Origin of the sequence: Streptococcus hillyeri, from assembly GCF_041081565.1 — a bacterium.
Taxonomy (GTDB): Bacteria; Bacillota; Bacilli; order Lactobacillales; family Streptococcaceae; genus Streptococcus; species Streptococcus hillyeri.
On record NZ_CP163513.1, the window covers coordinates 1128671 to 1146248 of the forward strand.

A 17578-nucleotide genomic window follows, 5' to 3' on the forward strand; every position below is an offset into this window, starting at 1 on the left:
GAGCTTATTCCTCTCTATTTTCTTCAGATACACCGATGATACGAACTTCTGTTTCCAGCGTCACACCTGAATGTTCTTTTACTTTTTCAATCACGCTAGCGATTAAGTTTTCATAATCAGTAGCTGTGCCATTGTCCACATTAACCATAAAGCCTGCGTGCTTGGTTGAGACTTCAACACCACCAACACGATAGCCCTTGAGACCCGCCTCTGAGATAAGAGCTCCAGCAAAGTAGCCAACAGGACGCTTAAACACAGAACCACATGAAGGTAATTCTAAGGGTTGTTTCAACTCACGTAGGTGGGTCAAACGTGCCATTTCCTGTGTGATTTGTGTGTAATCTCCTGGTTTTAAAGCAAATTTTGCAGATAGAACAATCGCACCAGATTCTTGAATCGCAGAATGGCGATAACCAAACTTTAAGTCTCTAGCTTCCAAGGTAATAATGTCACCGTCTTTAGTCAATAGCTGCGCCGATGTCAAAACATGGGCAATTTCACCACCATAAGCACCAGCATTCATAAAGACAGCACCGCCAATTGATCCTGGAATACCGCAGGCAAACTCAAAACCAGTCAAACTGTGACGGCTAGCAACCCTAGTTGTCTCAATCAGATTGGCACCAGCTTCTGCTTCAATCACATAACCAGACACCGTAATCGTTGCCATTTTCTCTAACATAATCACCATACCACGAATACCACCATCACGCACGATGAGGTTGCTGGCATTTCCCAAAACGGTCCACTCCAACTGGTGAGTTTTGGCAAAGGTGAGCAAGCGTTGCAATTCATGACGCGAACGAGGGAAAGCCAACAAATCCGCAGGTCCCCCCACTTTCGTATAGGTATAATTTTTCAAAGGTTCATCAACGCGAACATCAATACCTGCTAATTCAGTTTTTATAAAATCTAACATCATACATTCCATCTCTAGATCCTGCCTAAACAAGATAAAAATCGGCATAAAGCCGATTCTATTATATCAAAAAGAAAACTGTTTGACGACCGATTGAGATAATAAATTTAGCAAGCATTGCCTAGGGTAATTTCCCAAAGTAATTTCCACTTTAGCTTTCGAAGCGGAAGTTAGTCTAAAACGGATTTTTATGGTGGAATTAAGTCTGAGACGTTTGCGTTAGAAATGAGTCCTTACTATGACAAAATATAAACACCTTACCCTCTCAGACCGCAATGACATCCAACTTGGCTTAGAACGTGGAGAAACCTTCAAAGTCATTGGACAAACTATCCTAAAAGATCCTACTACCGTTTCCAAAGAGGTCAAACGTAACAGACAGGTCAGAACCTCTACCAATGATGGGCTTCCTTGCCCTCTCCTTGATAAATCCCCATTTGTCTGTAACGGATGTCCTAAGAGAAGACAAAATTGTGGCTACAAGAAAATCTTCTACCTCGCTAAACAGGCTCAAAAACAATACGAACAAACCCTCGTTGAGGCTCGAGAAGGAACACCTCTCAACTCTCAAACGTTCTGGGACATGGATAAAGTCATCTCCGATGGTGTGAAAAAGGGACAGCACATCTATCACATCCTTAAAACTCATAACCTTGATGTCAGTTCCTCAACCGTCTATCGACACATCCGTAAAGGATACCTTTCTATCGCTCCTATTGATCTGGCTAGAGCTGTAAAATTCAAACCTAGACGAAAGGCTACACTACCTGCTATCCCTAAAGAAGCTAAAAAAGGGCGTTCTTATGAGGACTTCCAAAACTTCCTGACACATAGACAGCTGACCTCTTGGCTTGAAATGGACACCGTTATTGGACGGGTTGGTGGAAAAGTATTACTCACCTTCAATGTCTCTTTCTGTAACTTTATCTTCGCTAGACTTCTGGACAATAAAACCGCTCTTGAGGTCGCTAAACACTTCTATGTTATCAAGAACACGCTTTATGAGGCTGACCGAGATTTCTTCGATGTTTTCCCTGTCATTCTAACTGACAATGGTGGAGAGTTTGCCAAAGTTGATGACATTGAGATGGATATCAGAGGTGAGATTAAACTATTCTTTTGCGACCCTAAGCGCTCTGACCAGAAAGGAAGAATTGAGAAAAATCACACACTTATTCGCGATATTTTACCCAAGGGAACTTCTTTTGACAACTTAACTCAGAACGATATCAACCTAGTCTGTTCTCATGTGAATAGCGTGAAACGCGCTGCTCTGAATGGGAAATCAGCTTATGAGCTCTTTACCTTTACCTATGACGAAGAACTGGCTAAACTACTCGGCATTTCCTTAATTCCAGCAGAAGACGTCTGTCAGTCTCCAAAATTACTCCAACACAAATTCTAAAAACAACCTAATATAAGCCACTCAAACGTCTCACACTAACTTCCACCATAGCGGAACTTAATCTGAAACGCTTTCAGATGAGGGGATTTTGTGTACCCTTTTTGTCAACTAAATTAGCCTAAAAATGCAATAAATCAACCTTTATAAAAACCAGTGGAACTTACCCTGACACGGAGTTTCACTGGTTGTTAGAGGTTTTATCAGATTAACTTCCACTTTAACAGACGGTGGAAGTTAGTTTGGGAATTTAGCAAGCATTGCCTAGATCCAACTATTTATACTCATAAAAAATAAAAATCTGATAACTTATATTTACAATTTTTTGGGATAGTTAGTCTTATGTGGGACACAAGCGGTCTCCTAACGGAGTTCCATTGATTATTTTCAAGCCAAAAATCTTAAAAATCCCCTCAACAATTGCCATACAAGGCCAATCGTCTTTTTACCACAGCGGCACGGTCTATTTCAAGCAGCCGTTGTGGTCGCATTTCCAAAACACATCCCCATATGTTTACTCTTATGATTTTAAACCACACGACATGATATAAAGTACGTATTTTCAGATTTTGAAATGCACTCAGTATTAAATCAACAAGAAAGTAAACATGAAAGCTTAAAAAATAATTTTCCTTACTTTGCTTATCAAAAATATAACAAAAAGTCAGATAGTATAATAAAACCATCTGACTTTTTAACTAATTATTAGTTAACCTTACTTTTTCTTCAAAATCATCAATCACTCGATTAACATTTTTTTGTCCCTTATAAATACCATATCCAAAGAGTAGCATACCAAACACACCAAGAATGATTAAAATACCACTTAAAATTGCCCAGATAAGAGAATCTTCATGGAAAAAATAGAATAAGGTACAACCTGTGCTAGTTATTAGAAATAAGAGGCTAAACCAACGACCTAAATTTTCAATCATGTGTTTTTGATAGGCTATTTCAGTTTCGTATCCTTTAATCAATTCTTGTTCTGTCATCACGCTAATTCTCCTTTATCTTTATTTTATGATAATTAGTAAGAAAGTCCTGGGTTGAAGAAACCAACTAATACTCCGACAAAAGCAATAACAACTAAAAGGAGCATCACTTTAATTGGAGATAAGTTTTTCTTAGCCATTAACCACCAGCAAAGAACGATGAAGAGAGCTGTCAAAAGACCAGGATAAACCGAATCTAACTGATTTTGGAGAACCAAATATGGTTTTTCAGGATTACCTAATTGGAAAGATGTTTTTACAGATACCCAAGTCGCAGCTACACCACCGATAACCATACCACCAATGATACCAATTGCCTTACGAATAGCTTGACCTTGTGCACCAACTAGAAATTCAACTGCCTTATCTCCAAGTTCATAACCTTTGAAATAAGCAAATTTCATACCAAAGTAAGCAAGCAAGTTCCAAACTACTGTGTAGAAAATAGCACCTGCAGGAGAACCATCAGTTGATAGTCCCAAAGCAATCCCCAATAATACAGGAATTAAGGTACCAACAACAAGTGAGTCACCAATACCTGCAACTGGTCCCATCAAACCAGCACGCATACCATTGATTGTTTCATCATCAACAGATTCACCATTTGCACGCGCCTCTTCAAGACCAGCTGTAATTCCGACAATCAATGTCCCTAATTGTGGCTCAGTATTAAAGAATGCAGTGTAAGTTTGCATTGGAGCTTTTTGATCTTCTTTATTTGGATACAATTCTTCTACGATTGGAAGCATAGAAGTCAAATAACCAAATGTTTGCATATGTTCTTGAGAGAAACAAGTTAAGTGACCATAGTACCAATGGTGGAAAGATTTGGTTAAAGTTTTTTTGGAAATTTTACGTTTTTCAGTCATCTTAGATATCCTCCTCTTCATCGTCATCAAATCCAGCACCTGCTACTACTGCTGATGAAGCTTTAATTTTTGCCATATCAATTTCAAAGAAAATAAGTGCAAAGATAAGTGATACTACAGCAGTAGCTACTAGGTTAAGACCAAGTGATGCTGCCAAAGTAAATCCAACAAAGAATGGAACAAAGTCAGTAACTTTATCAACCAATTGTTTTAGCAAGATTGCAATCCCCACACATGGAAGAAGTGCACCAACTGTAAAGAGAGTTTTCATTGCAATGCCATCCATAGGAAGAGCTTCTTGCAATGCAGTTACAGCACTCGCACCTAATTTACACATAATCAATGTTGGGATGAATGAGAAGATTAAATGTGAAATCCAAGGATAGAGCCAGTCTACTTTATAAAGTTTTTTATAATTTCCTTCTTCAACAGCTTTCCAACCAATATGCTGCCAAGCCAAGTTCAATGTGGCAGTTCCGTAAAATAATACAGTACCAATTGTACCTACAAGAGTCCCCATTGATTTAGCAAGGTTTGCTGCTTCTTCAGATGAAGCGCTGATACCTTGAGCATGAATGGCAACCATTGCAAGTGGGATACCAATATATGATACAGCACGCACGTCTGCGGATACAGTACCACCAGGGGTAACAAGGGCAATATATACCAACTGCATTGCGACACCACAGATGATACCCGTTTTAACATCACCAAGAATAAGTCCACAAACGAGACCTCCGACAAGCGGACGACCTAAAGTGTAGTTACCGATACTTGAGCCACCCAAACCAGGCATTGATGCTAAACAGGCAAACAATCCTAGGAGCGCAGCTTGAAACCAAGAAATAGTCATAAGAATTTCTCCATTCTAAAAATTAAAGTATGTTATAACCTAATTATGCTTTATAGTGGTAAAGCTAGTAACCGAATTTTGATTTAAAGTCAGACCAGTAACCAATTGATACATCAGGTAAAAGTTGGAATTTTACTCTATAACCAGCTTTTTCAATAGCTTCAATAGCTTCAGCCTCTTCTGGAGTGATTGATTGGTTATTACCTAGTTTAATAGCTCCAGGACGATCGTTAGCAGGTCCGACAATAATTTCTTTAACATCACCCGGAACAAACCCTTGATCTACCAATAATTTTTTCATGTCAATTGGATTTTTAGTGATAACAAAGTAACGTGTATCAGAATCTAATACTTTTTGAGATTTCTCACCAAAAGCATCGACTGTCCAAACAAAAGTCTTTTTATCTGAAGCCGCACCTTTATAAGCTTGCGTCAAAACTTTATTACTTGCCGCGGCATCGTTAACCGCAATCAATCCATCACAAGGATATTCTTTTGCCCAACGTGTCACAGTTTGACCATGAATCATACGGTCGTCAATACGTACAAATGAAACTACCATTTTTATTACCTCGAATGCCTAGCATTCTTTCCTTTCATTTTTTATTAAATATCGTCGTCTTCATCTTCGAGTTCCTCTGCTTGGACTTTAAATTCTTGTAAAGCAGCTGTTGCCTCTGGTAAAACTGCTTGAACAAAGTCCGTACCATCCAGAACATCTTTCATCACTACTGAAGTTACCGCCATCGGAAGATTCATACCACCAAGGACAGTTGCACTGCTCAGTAGACCTTTTTCTTCTAGCACCCCACAAGCCGTTGTCAGTGGACTACCACCAACAATATCTGCTAAAACAATGACTCGATCTTCGGCAGTTAAACTAGAAATCGCATTTCTAAATTCAACAGAAAAATCATCAACTGATTTACCATTCTGAAGTCCGGTCGCAATAACATGATCCATTTTATCTTCAGCAAACATAGCTAATGAATTTTTTAAGCCTTCTGCAAAGCCACCATGACTAACAAGTATTAAATACTTCATTATATCTCCCTCCTTTTATTGATTACAGTTTACTCTTTTTGACATCGTTTTCAAAGTGTTCATTATCATCACTTTTGATGACATTTATCATTTAAAAATGTGACAATTGTCATTAAAAAACTTACCTCTGAAAATCCAAAGGTAAGTTTCTGTATTATTTTCTCAGCTCAAGCTCGAGTTCTTCTTGAATATTTCCCAAATCACTATCAATACTATCTTTAGCAAGTGATTGACTGATAAGATAGTCAGCCTTTTCAATGACATTATTATAAGAACGAAAATTTGGGGAGGTTTGTGCAGACTCCAAAATTTGATTTAACGTTTTTGATGATAAAGCAGTTGTCCCGAAAGTATCATTTTGTAGTATCTCAGAGCTTTTTTGACTTGTCATAACTGATTTAATGACTGAAGCGCCTTGTGACTGTGCAAATAGAGATTGTTGTGTTTTTTCATCTGAACTTAACATCTGTAAAAACTCCCAAGCTAAGTTAGCTTGACTCGTCTGTGAAGAAATGCCAAATAAAGAAGTCTTCATTTCAGTCGTTTTGATAGAGGATTTACTTGGCATCTCAATACAACTCCATGAGAATGAAGAATATTTTGAAACATGGTAGGGATATGGTTTGTATGTCCTATATTCTGCAAGAGTCATTGGCATAAAGGCAACTTTTCCCTTATCAAAATCACTTGAACTAAGACTGACATTACCTGATAGCTTTTCAAGTTCATGATACCAATTAAGAACATCTCTAATCGGAGTCGTATTAATGTTTACCTGGCCTCCATCATTCAGAAACAGTGATAAACCATTAGCTGCCATCGCATTTTGCCAAGTATAGCCAACAGTACCATACTGGTCAATAATACCATCACCATCAGTATCCTTTGTCAATTGCTGACATAGTTGGAAAAATTCATCCACCGTCCAGCCTGATTGTGGTATAGCAATCCCCTCTGACTCTAACAAATCACGATTAATACACATTAAAGTAGGATTACTTTCGAAAGGAAGCGCATAGGGGATATTGTTATACTCACCAGCCTCATAACTTGCGGTATAATATCGATTAGTATCAATAGAATTATTAATTTTATTTTCTAGATTAGAGAGTGAGCCTGTTGACGCTAAGAGGTTAAAATCATTCTCTGGCACAATAAAAACATCTGGCTGTGTCCCCTGTACAATATGATCAGCCAGCCAGCCTGAATAATCTTCCTTGGTAATGCCACTCTCATATTTGACTGTTACAGAAGGATGCTCTGCTTCAAAACGACGAATCACATCATCCAACAACGTATTTTCTTGACCACTAGGAACATCCCAACTACTTCCAGTATAAACCCCAATCCATAAAACTTTTTGAGATGTTAACTTTTGATATCCTATAACACTCAATATTAAGATAGGTAAGCTCAATAACAGAATAGATTTCAAGTGTTTTTTAAATTGAATCATCATCGTAATTCCTAGTTGTTACTCCCGTTTGTACAGCCCAAATAGCAAGCTGAGTTCTATCTCTTAATTCTAACTTAGATAAGCAATGAGACAAATAATTTCGAACTGTTCCTTCAGATAAATACAATTTTGATGCAATTTCTTTATTGGACAAACCGTTACCAATTTGTTGAATAATACGCCATTCAGCCTTTGATAAGCTATTAACTGCTTCTTGATTAACTTCCAAAGTATTAGAAGGTTGATGATTTATCTGCGAAAATAATTTAAAAACTTTGCTAGCAATATCAGGATTAAGCATAGCATTACCACTATTGACAGTCAAAATAGCCTGGTGTAAATCTTTCGTCGAAATACCTTTTAAAATATAGCCTGATGCTCCATATTGTAACGCACTAAAAATAAATTCATCATCATCAAAAGTCGTTAGGATAATAACTTTGACGTCTGGGTAACTTTGTTTAACAAATTTTGTACAAACCACTCCATCCATATTAGGCATACGAATATCCATTAAAATGACATCTACTGTTTGATTTTTTAAATAATCTAGCACTTCTAAGCCATCTGCTGCAGTCCCAACAACTTCTATATCTGAATAGGCAGATAAGACAATACTAATGGAATCGCGAATCAATTCCTGATCATCTACGACTAAGACCTTTATCATATTTCCTCTCCCTTGCGTTTTGGTATAAATACGGTTGTTTGAAAACCATTTGCACTATCAAACTGTACGCGACCACCTATGACTGCCAGCCGCTCTTGCATTTGCTTTAAGCCATACCCGTAGACAATTTCTTTACAACCAATACCATCGTCATTGATTGTAATAATGTAATCCTTATCTTGACTATACATGCCAATTTCCACATGGTCTGCATGCCCATGGCGTAATGAATTTGTCACTGATTCTTGTATCAACCTAAAGACTAAATCCTCTTTTGCCGTGTCTAAATCAACATTCTCCCAGTGATAATCTAAAGAAATAAGCATTTTAGATAAATTGCCATAATCAGCAATCATTTTTAATAATGCCTCCTCTAACCCTACACGTTCTAAAGCTCCTGGACGTAATTTTTCTAATGAACGACGAACATCTTGAATACCATCTCTAACAACATTTGAAACACTTAGTAATTGTTTTTTAGCGTGCTCTTTGTCTAAATCTAATAAGACTAGGACAGCGTCTATTCCAGCAGAAATACCTGTCAGAGCATGTCCCAATGTATCATGGATTTCACGAGCAATTCTCTTTCTCTCACGGTCCTCTGCCATTTTTTCAGCAAGCGCAATGTAATCTTCTAAATGGTTATTAGCCCTGTCTGCCATACGTAGTTCTTCTTCAATTTTATGATTTTCAGATACAGAATACATAATAAACATCACTAAAGATAAAATGAACACAACCATATTAATAGTAGTCAAGCCGTTTTTTATAAATAACAACATAAACTGATATTGTGATGGGATAAAACTAATGTACGTATTGATTGAGGGCAATGGGATAAGTATAGACAGTAGATCAAAATTTGATATCAATAATACACTAAAGCTAATAACAATAAATGCGGTCCAATAACGTTGACTCTTCATGGTATAAAAGTCCGTATAACTGTAAAAGATATCAGAAAACACGAGCAAAATCAAGCCATTGTAGGAAAACTGCATGGCAGAAATACTTGTAATCAGTAGGATAATTTCTGCAACTGCAAGCCAGTCTTTATACTCTGTTTTAGATGCTAGCAACCTATGCCTCCAATTAATGATGACAAGAAGGAGACCAAAAGAAATGAGACTATACCAATAAACAGTTGCGGGAGAATTTGGGATGACTTCAAGTTTTTCTAATAGTTGGTGACTAAGCCCTCGCTCCACGATATAACGTGTCGCAAATAGGTAAACTGAAACAGTAAAAAGAACTGCTAAAACATTAATAAAAACCAGCAATATCTTCAATAGTTTGGCGTATCGCTGATAACGTAATCCATTCATCACTGCCACCCTGAAATATTAAAATCATGAACATTTTCCTTAGTAACTAGAGTTACTGGAACAATAATATTACTCCTATATGGTAAATGATCTGCCAATCGATAAGCGGCTCTCACTGCTTCTTCACCTATCGTATGCGGTGATTGAGCAACAGTTGCTTGGACGTCATCCGTGGACGCTAATAGGGTTTTAACATTGGGTGAACCATCAACACCGTATACTGTAATCCCTTCAAGCCTACCGACTTCAATCGCTGCTAAAGCTCCTAGGACACTCTGATCATTTAAAGCCATTATCGTATCGAATGCGATTCCTTCATTGATAACTTCTTCTACAGCTGGCATGGCAAGCTCTGTTTGTCCTTTTACTTCTCTTGAAGCGACAATATGATAACCCTCATGACCAGATATTGTGTCTAAAAATCCTCTGATACGATCACTACCTGATACCGTTGTTTCATGTTCTAATAACAAGATTTCTGCACTTGTTTTAGTTGCCAAAAGATTTTCAGCACACATAATACCTGCCTTGTAATTATCTGATAAAATCGTTGTATCAACTGCTTTAGAATCTGTTAAACGGCTATCAACAGCAACGATAGCGATTCCTTTTCTTTTAGCTTCCTTTAACTTGTTTATAATCGCAGAGTTACTACTATCTACTGGATTAATAACGATAACATCACAATCTTCTTTTATAAAATATTCTAATTGCTCAACCTGCTTATCACTATTTAAAGATGGGTCACGAAGTAATAAGATATCCCCACTCTCTTCCACTTCCTTATTAATTTCAGAATGAAGCGCCTTATAAAAATCATTATTCATCGTCATGTAAGTTGCACCAATCTTAACACGTTCTTCATTCAAAGGTCTATATTTATAGCAAGCGTATAAAATAGAGATACAACCGACAAATAAAAGTGATAATGAGAAGCCAATCCAATGTCTTTTTACTTGTTTCATCTTACCAACCATTTATACCCACATCTCCAAGACTTCGGCAATCCCATCATGATTATGATCGCTAGTTACAGTTCCTATAGCTTTTTGAACTTCTTTGGGACCATTTGCCATCACATAACCTTTTCCAACAACTTTAAGCATATCTAAGTCATTAAAATTATCACCAAAAGCAATTGTATCACTCAAAGCAACACCATAGCTCTCAGCAAATAAGGATACTGCTCTCCCTTTTTCAATACCTGAGGCCATTACTTCAATATAATAAGGCAAGGAACGGGCAATTGATAACTGCGGATAGCGGACTTTTAATTCGTTTTCAAGCGTCTCAATGACTTCTGGTTCTCCCATTAAAAGAAGTTTGTGTACTTCTGGAAGTTCTGAAATTTTTTCTAAAGGAATTTCTTCTGAATTTAATCCTACCACACGTTCTTCACGAGAAATCCAGTAATTCTTTCTATCTTGTGAAAACCAGTAACTGCCACTATAGATATTCCAAGCAACTTCTGGAGACTGTTCTTCTAAGTAGTGACACAGAGATAAAGCATCAGAAACTGGCATTGCCTGTGAATCTATAACTCGTCCCTTCTCATCTTGTATTAGAGCCCCATTATAGGAAATAATCGGAGTATGGGGTAAAAAATCTGCTAGCAAAGGCTTTATAGCTTCAGGCATTCGTGCCGATACAGGAACAAAAATATGCCCTTGCTCAATTGCTCTTACTAGAGCTTTACGAGTTCTTGGTGTCACCACTAAGTCTTTATTAATTAATGTACCATCAATATCACTAAAAATAATTGCCATAACTGCCACCTTCCTAGACTGTTACTTAGCATTTTATACTATATTTTACAATGTTAGTATACCATTTTCTGAAAAGGTTTTCTATATTAAGTAATAACCATATTAATACTCGTCCAAAATCAAAATTAGCATTTTAGAACCTCTAATACTTTTGATGCACTACCGAACGAAGTGAGACTAAAATGTTTCTTTCGCTATAGTGGTATTCTTATTAGTGAAACTGTCCGGTGGATAGTTTCAGCCTGAGCTTAGAAATCAAAAAGCGAGGGTAATTGGCTTGATATGAACGGATTTTTGGGAGAACTGCAGAAATTGAGAGTCAATTTCGTAGTAATTCCCCCGCAAGGATGATTAGGTTGGACGCTGTCGAGTAGTCGACAAGTACATCCAATCATCTACTGCGATAGAGATAAGCTCAAATCTAGCAATGAAACTCCGTAGGAGGTTGGGACACTGACTTTGTCAGCTTCATTTCCTACCTCAAAAGGTTCCCCAAATCTTATCGACTGTGACGAACTCTGTTCGTCTTATTTCCCACCTCCAAAGGTCTCCCAGACCTTTGGAGCGTCCGCACTTTTAAGAAAGAAACGAAAAAGGAATTTTTGATTTTTGTTAAGTATAAGAAACCCTTTTTATAAATATCTCCCTCAGTATTTCATGAGGGAGAATAATTTATTCACAATTAGTAATCATTTTTCGAAAATCTCTTGAATAAAAGAGCGAAGAATCCCAGAATATTAATCATACCGATTCCAAAAGCGAGGGAAGAAGTATCACCTGTTTTTGGTAAAAGTTTTCCATCTAAGTCTACTTCTTCTTTATCACCATTTGAAATATTACCTCTTTGATTACCCATTAAATGAGTTGGTGGAGTAGGTCTCTTCCTATTTTCTGAATTCGACAATAATTCCACCTTGTCTTCGTTTGATATGTCTTGAATATCTTGATTTGCTCCATTGCCTTCATCTGAAACATTTGGTTTCTCAGTAGAATCTAGAGTTTCTGAATCTTCTGATGTTTCTTCTAAATTATTCACCAAAAAATTCTTAACTTCTAGTTGCCCATCCCAAAGCCCTAAACCAACAAATGGTTGGTTAAAATACTTGTCAGTAACATCAAATTTATGAGAAAGGAATTCTTTACCATCTACTGCTACTTTGATAGTATCTATTGTTTTAATAACATCAATATGGTGATAGGTACCATCATTAATATTATTATCCATAGGAACCTCTTGGATTGTATCACCATAGAAACGATAAAGGCGAATATTATTTCTATCCCCAAATTGGACAGCATAGGCATTGGCAGGATCACTATTTGCAGATGCTAAGAAAAGATTAATAATACCTTTCGTATACTTGATATCAACACTCATTTTATACTCACTAAATGGTAGGACTTGCGTATTCATATAAGCATCGTTGGCAGATTGATTAGCATCATAAAGAGTTTCACCATCAATGTACCAATTGCCGCCTACAGCTTTTAGATGAGACAAATTCGTGTTGAAGTTATCTTCAAAAAGATCCACTGTAAATTCCTCATAGAGGGATGCGTCTTCTTTAGATGTTGCCCGAACAACGACCTGACCTTTTTTAAGTCCTGTCAACACAGCTTTATTACCTTCTACAGTTAAAGAAGCAACGCTACTATCACTAACTGTCCATGTTAAATCTTGAGCAGCGACTGCTGGCATCACGTAAGCTTTCAATGGTATTGGTTCACCAACGGTTACTCGTGTTGTTTTTGGACTTGCTGCTACCACATCAAGAGGTGTAGAAACATCTCTTCTTTCTTTCCAAATGCTTGTCAATGGATAAACAGTGATATCCGCTTTAGAAGTATCACTTTCTGAAAAGACTCTTAATCCTAGACTTGTTGGGGCAGGAAAAATTTGATTAGCACCAGCTACTGTATTACCCTTAGCAAAGACTTCAACACTTGAACGGTCTACAAAGAGATGTAAATCAATACTACCATCCGCATGGCGTGTCACATGCTGCTGATTAACTTTAGCAAATTGATTACTTAAGATAATACCTGATTGACTTCTGTCAATGGCAAGGGTCTCAGTGGCAAGATCATAGATAACTTTTGTAACTTCACCATCACCAACACGTAAATCAAAACCTAAACGATTAGTCGCTTCACCTGGTTGGAAATGAGCTATAATTTCATATGTGTCACTAGCAAAATCCTTAAACAAGTCATTGTTTTCTGTGACGGTAACATCTTTATAAGAGATAGCCTTGCTCGTATCTCTAAGATTTTCATAGGCTTTAATAGGTGTTTGCGTTAATACATAGTGATCACCTTCTTTAACAAGACCAAGTGCTAAATTCAAATTAAAGGTTCCATTAAATTTTTGATCAACGGCATCAGCAACCAGATTACAATAATCATCCCAAGTGTTCATCCAGTTCAATTCAATCACTTCAGGAAGGGTTGGCTGAGCACTAGTACCAAAATCTTGCACATAGTAGGTCATCGCAGCATAAGAATCCTTACCAAAGTTCATGATGTGATCTTCATTTTCATAAACTGCATCAGGTACAAATCGCCATGAACCATCAACTGGTTTAAAGTCTCCAATTTTGTAGAAACGCCCTCCACGAGAAAGTGCCCACTTCAAATTACCATCCTCTGCTTGTAGGAGATACAAGTCTGGACACTCGGTATGAAGCTCTGGATAAGTCGATTCCACCTTCCAATCTGTCAAATTATCTGATGAGTAGATACGTAGTGGTCCGCCTGCTATCACCATGAACCATTTATTTTCCCAACGAAAGACTTTTGGATCACGAAAATCACGGCTATTCAAAGGATCATTAGCCCAGTCTGCTGCAATTTTATCTGATTTTTGCCAAGTTTTACCTTCATCCGTACTGTAAGCAAGTTTAATTCGTTGTCCTTCGCCATTGACAGTGATTAAGGCAACAAGGCCACCATTACCATCTTCGAACAAGCCTGAAGTGTTTTTATCATCAACAACGATACAACCTGAGAACATGGTACCATTAGCATCTGGGTAAAAGGCAATCGGTTGTTCTTCCCAAGTAAGCAAGTCTTTACTTGTGGCATGTGCCCAATGCATTGGTCCCCATTTGGTATCATCATGGAACTGATAGAAGAGATGATAAGTACCATTGTAGTAAACTAAACCGTTTGGATCATTAGCCCAGCCATCTTTAACAGAGTAGTGGAATTGTCCTCGATAAAGCTCATTGTAGTACACATCATCAGATTGGCGACGATGAACATTGAGGCGATAGGTCAATGAAACAGGTTGACCAGATGCTGTTAGAATTTGACTAGTCACAGTTAGATAATTGGCACCAACATCTAATGGAATATCTTCAAGGACGTTATAAACAGTCCCCTTCGCATCTTGAATGGTAACTGTTGTTCCAGGTTGTTTAGCTACACTCTCTAAACGGATAGTTTTTGCATCATGCTTCACATACTGAATATGAGTAGCTTCTTTTGGGAAAAATTGACCCTTGGTTTCAACAGTTCCTTCTGTTGAACTGACAATAATATCTTCTAAAAATGGCAATTCCTCATCTGCTAACGGTGTGTAGAAGGTGTTTTGGAAAATCATTTCGCCGTTCCAGTTCAACAATCCAAAATATCCTTCTGAAATTGGTGTTGTTTGCCCTTTATCATTTCTCTGAAGGGTAAAATCACTCAAATTGGCAATCAATACATCGTTAACATAGTAAGAAAGCCATTCATCAGTCGCTACAACCTTCAAATGATAGCGGTTATCTAGTGTTGCTGCAACTTCTTTATCATCAATCAAATTAGCCTCTGCCCAGCGCCATAGACGCGCTCTGTGACTGTTAGCATCTAAATTGACAGTATAGTTTTTAAGGTTCTCTGGGTCATTATTTGAGCGGAATGTTAATGAAGCGGCCCCCTCATTCTTTAAGAAGGTTACATCTGTCTCAAAAATAAAGTTTTTTCCATGTGACTCAGTATAGAGGAAATTATCTCCCTTACCAATAGCATTGCTATAGAGACCATCTTCTTGAAGTTTCCACACATTTTCATCATAGGATAGATTGTTAAGATTCGTGTGATAGCCTGATGTTACGGTAGATTCGCTTGCTACAGATGGACTTTCTGAAACATCACTTGCCGAATGATTTTGAGGGGCAGCTTCTTCATCTGACACTTCTGGAGTTGTAGCTGCTGCTGAGCTATCCTCAGAAACAGGAGCTACTACAGGAGTTATGTATCCTGATGTTTCATCAACAGTTCCTAGAGTTTCTTCGGTCACTTCTGATATCTCTGAAGTACCAAGCTCTTCTCCAACAATGCTATCACTTGTTGGTGCGACTAGCGGAGCAACAACTTGCTCTGATGTTGCTCCTTCAACCACATCAGCTGATACCTGATACGTAGAAGTCGCTAAGGTTAATCCCACTAAAAAAGCTGAACAGCCATATATCCAAATCTTCCCTCTCTTGCGCATATACCAATTTTTGCATTGTGTTTCTTTGATATTCTTCATAAAATATACCTCCAAATGGATTTTGGTTCAAGCGATAAAAGAAAACGCTTTCTGATAATATAATTGTATGACCTTTTACAAACGAATACAATAGACAGATGTCATTTATCATCATGACATCTGTCACATTTATTGCACTCAATAATGTAAAAATTTTATTTTCTTCAAGTAATGCTCTTATTAATTCTACAAAAAAAGCATAGAACCTATTTTTTAAGATTCTATACTTTTTATCAATGAAGCTATTAGTTTGTATCTTCCAACAAAGATTTTCTAACTTGGCTGATGAAATAAAGGGAGCCTGTAATCACATAAAGTGTTTTAGGTATTGGACGACTAGCAACGGTGTCGATCCATGTCTCAAAATGCTCTATTCGGACGTATTTATCAGGATATTCTTCTACTTTGATGCTGTTCGGGTAATCAAAACTGGTTACTGTTAGGGTATCAAAAACAGATAACTGGTCCAGCATGGTGGTGACAGGCTTAGTATCAATAGCCGCGAACAAAATATGGATGTGATAGTCAGGATAATTTTCCTTGAGGACATCAACCAAAACGGCAATACTTTCATCGTTATGGGCGCCATCAATCATCAGGTTTGGACGCATGAGCTCTGTTCGCCCCTGCCATTTTGCCTGAGATAAGGCTTGTTGAATAACGGTCGGAGTGACCTTTGCATAACAATCCGATAACATGAGACTGGTCTGGATGGCTAGACTGGCGTTTGCAACCTGGTGCTGTCCCGACATGCTTAAAGAAATATCTAATGTGTTAACACCATTAGAAAACTGAAACGCCCTGCTATTTCCAAAAGTCCTAAACTCCTTGTCAAACTCATAGGTAGGACAATTAAGTGCATTGGCACGATTATAGAATACTTGCCGAACACTGTCACGCTTTTCCGCAAAGATAAAAGGGACTTCCGCTTTTAAAACACCCACTTTTTGCTGGGCAATTTCCTGGTAACTGTCTCCCAAAATAGACTGGTGGTCACGTCCGATAGAGGTGCAAATGACTGCCATAGGGGTAAAAACATTTGTCGAATCATGCAAGCCACCAAGCCCTGCCTCTATAATCGCGATATCAACGGGATGCATCTTCCCAAAATAGACAAACATCATGGTCGTGATAATTTCAAACTCAGTTGCCGATTTCAGGTCCGTCTCAAGAGGAAGCCGATCGACAACGGGTTTTACAATCTCAACCAATTTGACCAAATCTTCTTTAGAAATCATTTCTCCATTTACAGAAATACGTTCTCTAAAGTCCATGATATAAGGAGATATGAAAGTCCCTACTTCATAGCCTGCCTGAGTAAAAATGTTCTGCAAATAATTGACAGTCGAACCTTTGCCATTCGTACCGACTACATGAACACCTTTAATATTTTTCTGAGGATTGCCAAGTTCATTGAGCATCCATTCCATACGTTTCACGCCGGGTTTGATTCCAAATTTTAATTGACCGTGAATCCAGTCCAGGGTCTCTTCATAAGTCATATTTTTCATAGTTTTAGTATAGCAAAAAGACTAGCACTAGGCTAGTCTCCTCAAATTCTATTAGAATTTTTTACGCTTACGCGCTGCTTCTGATTTACGTTTACGTTTTACAGATGGTTTTTCATAGTGCTCACGTTTACGAGCCTCTTGAAGAGTACCAGCTTTAGTAACCGCACGTTTGAAACGACGAAGTGCATCGTCTAAAGATTCATTTTTACGAACGACTGTTTTTGACATAGATTTCACCTCCTCAAGATAATG

The 17578-nt window shown here is 37.7% G+C and carries 15 protein-coding genes; 1 reads left to right on the plus strand and 14 read right to left on the minus strand.

The genetic code is table 11. The annotated features are described in order from the left end of the window. Nucleotides 1-4: 4 nt before the first annotated feature. A complete protein-coding gene (gene murB, locus AB6M99_RS05310; protein WP_121836434.1) occupies nucleotides 5-919 on the minus strand; it encodes a UDP-N-acetylmuramate dehydrogenase in 915 nt (304 codons plus the stop codon). Nucleotides 920-1157: 238 nt separating this feature from the next. Between murB and AB6M99_RS05315 the strand changes: the two genes are divergently transcribed. Further along, nucleotides 1158-2324 (plus strand): IS30 family transposase, encoded by a 1167-nt coding sequence (locus AB6M99_RS05315; protein WP_369350344.1) that lies wholly within the window; start codon nucleotides 1158-1160, stop codon nucleotides 2322-2324. Between the two features lie 695 nt (nucleotides 2325-3019). On the opposite strand, the gene AB6M99_RS05320 is transcribed toward AB6M99_RS05315, so the two are convergent. From AB6M99_RS05320 to rpsU, 13 genes are all read right to left on the minus strand, one after another. Next, nucleotides 3020-3313: a DUF202 domain-containing protein gene (locus AB6M99_RS05320; protein WP_121836121.1), complete on the minus strand. Its 294-nt coding sequence runs from the start codon at nucleotides 3311-3313 to the stop codon at nucleotides 3020-3022. Between the two features lie 35 nt (nucleotides 3314-3348). After that, nucleotides 3349-4182 (minus strand): PTS system mannose/fructose/sorbose family transporter subunit IID, encoded by an 834-nt coding sequence (locus tag AB6M99_RS05325; RefSeq protein WP_121836122.1) that lies wholly within the window; start codon nucleotides 4180-4182, stop codon nucleotides 3349-3351. Nucleotide 4183: 1 nt separating this feature from the next. Next, complete coding sequence (locus AB6M99_RS05330; RefSeq protein ID WP_121836123.1) at nucleotides 4184-5035, minus strand: PTS sugar transporter subunit IIC; 852 nt, start codon at nucleotides 5033-5035, stop codon at nucleotides 4184-4186. Between the two features lie 64 nt (nucleotides 5036-5099). Then, nucleotides 5100-5597, minus strand: coding sequence for a PTS sugar transporter subunit IIB (locus AB6M99_RS05335; RefSeq protein WP_121836124.1), 498 nt, complete (start codon nucleotides 5595-5597; stop codon nucleotides 5100-5102). 44 nt (nucleotides 5598-5641) lie between these two features. Beyond that, complete coding sequence (locus tag AB6M99_RS05340; protein WP_369350346.1) at nucleotides 5642-6079, minus strand: PTS sugar transporter subunit IIA; 438 nt, start codon at nucleotides 6077-6079, stop codon at nucleotides 5642-5644. 154 nt (nucleotides 6080-6233) lie between these two features. Further along, nucleotides 6234-7535, minus strand: a complete 1302-nt coding sequence (locus tag AB6M99_RS05345) for an ABC transporter substrate-binding protein (RefSeq protein WP_183121687.1) — start codon at nucleotides 7533-7535, stop codon at nucleotides 6234-6236. Beyond that, complete coding sequence (locus AB6M99_RS05350) at nucleotides 7522-8205, minus strand: response regulator (RefSeq protein WP_369350347.1); 684 nt, start codon at nucleotides 8203-8205, stop codon at nucleotides 7522-7524. Before AB6M99_RS05350 ends, AB6M99_RS05345 begins: the two co-directional genes overlap by 14 nt. Then, entirely contained in the window at nucleotides 8202-9530 is a 1329-nt protein-coding gene (locus tag AB6M99_RS05355; RefSeq protein ID WP_121836127.1) for a sensor histidine kinase, read from the minus strand. Before AB6M99_RS05355 ends, AB6M99_RS05350 begins: the two co-directional genes overlap by 4 nt. Then, nucleotides 9530-10507: a substrate-binding domain-containing protein gene (locus AB6M99_RS05360; protein WP_369350348.1), complete on the minus strand. Its 978-nt coding sequence runs from the start codon at nucleotides 10505-10507 to the stop codon at nucleotides 9530-9532. Before AB6M99_RS05360 ends, AB6M99_RS05355 begins: the two co-directional genes overlap by 1 nt. Continuing rightward, complete coding sequence (locus tag AB6M99_RS05365) at nucleotides 10508-11296, minus strand: Cof-type HAD-IIB family hydrolase (RefSeq protein WP_369350349.1); 789 nt, start codon at nucleotides 11294-11296, stop codon at nucleotides 10508-10510. A 682-nt stretch (nucleotides 11297-11978) separates the two neighbouring features. Beyond that, nucleotides 11979-15815 carry a GH32 C-terminal domain-containing protein gene (locus AB6M99_RS05370; protein WP_369350350.1) on the minus strand — a complete coding sequence of 1279 codons (3837 nt, stop codon included), beginning with the start codon at nucleotides 15813-15815 and terminating at the stop codon, nucleotides 11979-11981. Between the two features lie 245 nt (nucleotides 15816-16060). After that, nucleotides 16061-17317, minus strand: coding sequence for a folylpolyglutamate synthase/dihydrofolate synthase family protein (locus AB6M99_RS05375; protein ID WP_121836130.1), 1257 nt, complete (start codon nucleotides 17315-17317; stop codon nucleotides 16061-16063). A 60-nt stretch (nucleotides 17318-17377) separates the two neighbouring features. Continuing rightward, nucleotides 17378-17554: a 30S ribosomal protein S21 gene (gene rpsU / locus AB6M99_RS05380; RefSeq protein WP_027973330.1), complete on the minus strand. Its 177-nt coding sequence runs from the start codon at nucleotides 17552-17554 to the stop codon at nucleotides 17378-17380. Between the last annotated feature and the right edge of the window lie 24 nt (nucleotides 17555-17578).

Excerpts from the sequence above, each read along its gene's own strand:
- AB6M99_RS05360 (WP_369350348.1), bottom strand. The coding sequence starts at position 10,507 with ATGGTTGGTAAGATGAAACAAGTAAAAAGACATTGGATTGGCTTCTCA.
- AB6M99_RS05375 (WP_121836130.1), bottom strand. The coding sequence starts at position 17,317 with ATGACTTATGAAGAGACCCTGGACTGGATTCACGGTCAATTAAAATTT.
- AB6M99_RS05335 (WP_121836124.1), bottom strand. The coding sequence starts at position 5,597 with ATGGTAGTTTCATTTGTACGTATTGACGACCGTATGATTCATGGTCAA.
- AB6M99_RS05330 (WP_121836123.1), bottom strand. The coding sequence starts at position 5,035 with ATGACTATTTCTTGGTTTCAAGCTGCGCTCCTAGGATTGTTTGCCTGT.
- AB6M99_RS05345 (WP_183121687.1), bottom strand. The coding sequence starts at position 7,535 with ATGATTCAATTTAAAAAACACTTGAAATCTATTCTGTTATTGAGCTTA.
- AB6M99_RS05325 (WP_121836122.1), bottom strand. The coding sequence starts at position 4,182 with ATGACTGAAAAACGTAAAATTTCCAAAAAAACTTTAACCAAATCTTTC.
- AB6M99_RS05370 (WP_369350350.1), bottom strand. The coding sequence starts at position 15,815 with ATGAAGAATATCAAAGAAACACAATGCAAAAATTGGTATATGCGCAAG.
- AB6M99_RS05340 (WP_369350346.1), bottom strand. The coding sequence starts at position 6,079 with ATGAAGTATTTAATACTTGTTAGTCATGGTGGCTTTGCAGAAGGCTTA.
- AB6M99_RS05320 (WP_121836121.1), bottom strand. The coding sequence starts at position 3,313 with ATGACAGAACAAGAATTGATTAAAGGATACGAAACTGAAATAGCCTAT.
- AB6M99_RS05355 (WP_121836127.1), bottom strand. The coding sequence starts at position 9,530 with ATGAATGGATTACGTTATCAGCGATACGCCAAACTATTGAAGATATTG.
- rpsU (WP_027973330.1), bottom strand. The coding sequence starts at position 17,554 with ATGTCAAAAACAGTCGTTCGTAAAAATGAATCTTTAGACGATGCACTT.
- AB6M99_RS05365 (WP_369350349.1), bottom strand. The coding sequence starts at position 11,296 with ATGGCAATTATTTTTAGTGATATTGATGGTACATTAATTAATAAAGAC.
- AB6M99_RS05350 (WP_369350347.1), bottom strand. The coding sequence starts at position 8,205 with ATGATAAAGGTCTTAGTCGTAGATGATCAGGAATTGATTCGCGATTCC.
- AB6M99_RS05315 (WP_369350344.1), top strand. The coding sequence starts at position 1,158 with ATGACAAAATATAAACACCTTACCCTCTCAGACCGCAATGACATCCAA.
- murB (WP_121836434.1), bottom strand. The coding sequence starts at position 919 with ATGTTAGATTTTATAAAAACTGAATTAGCAGGTATTGATGTTCGCGTT.